At 57.2% G+C, this 1010-nt stretch carries 1 protein-coding gene; it reads right to left on the bottom strand.

Going from position 1 to position 1010, the window contains the following annotated elements; translation table 11 throughout:
• Window positions 1–171: 171 nt before the first annotated feature.
• On the bottom strand, window positions 172–1010 hold an 839-nt coding region (locus ACOCD2_RS21850), incomplete at its 5' end, for a PRTRC system ThiF family protein (protein WP_419616713.1).

Below are 1010 nucleotides of genomic sequence, written 5' to 3'. Positions count from 1 at the left end.
TTATAGATAAATACTGTAATTATTAGTTCCGTCAAGAACGCAACACTACACTAGGTCACAGGGTGGCAGTTCCCCGAAATGGGGAGCCATCAGGGTCGGGGTGGCCGACAGCAGGGCTTTGTCCCGCGCATCGCTCAGGTAATCAAGGTTCAACACGATCCTCCTGGCAGTTCAAGCCGCCTTCTCAATTTTGCTTCCAGAATAGCCATAGAACGCCCAAGCCTCCTGACTGACTGGCATGGGCATGGTCGTCATGGCTCGGCTGTCCACGATGACCCCGTGGTTTTCGAGAACGCCCGTGGTGAGCAACAGCCACAATAGATTGATACCGTGATTAGCCACAATGGGGTTTATCAGCAAGTCCTGGCCATTGGGGCCGATGGCCTCAGCCAGAGAACAGCTCGGCGTATCATCCTCATCGAATTGTTCGGGCTGGGACAGTGCGGGGAACAGATCGGCCACATGCGGCAGTCGAAACTCGTTCGTTCTGTCATGGAGCAGTTCCCCCAGCACCGCTTGTCCCTGATAGCGGGAATTGCCCATGTCCAGCCACAGGCAGGTGTCAAAATAGTCACCATAGGCATCATGGCGGGAATCGCTGAACGTGTTGGCAATGTCTTGGCGCACACGCGCTTTGTCCACGCAGCCAATGAGTATATCCGGCACATTCTCAACAAGCGCTTCGCCGTTGATTGCCGCCGGGTACGCTTCCCAGGCCAGCCCAAAGGCCAGATTGATGCGGTTGACCAGTGCCAGCGCCTTGTATTGCCCCACTTCACTTGGCAGGCAGCGTTGGCGGCCCAGGTTCGCCTCACGGAACACAGCAGGATCGTACACGCGAACCTGCAAGCCCTGGCTGCCCAGAGCCAGCAGCCCCATGTGCAGCCGCACCAGCAGGTTCAACACTTCACCGCCGGTGCCGCCCGCCCCGAGGACGGTGACGGACAGGGGTTCAGGGGGGTTCATCAGAGAATCAGGAAGCAGGTATTTCATGTCACAATCCATTCGTC

Origin of the sequence: Thiolapillus sp. (assembly GCF_048562965.1) — a bacterium.
In the GTDB taxonomy this organism is placed as follows: domain Bacteria; phylum Pseudomonadota; class Gammaproteobacteria; order Chromatiales; family Chromatiaceae; genus Thiolapillus; species Thiolapillus brandeum_A.
This window is presented reverse-complemented; position numbering and strand designations above follow the sequence as displayed.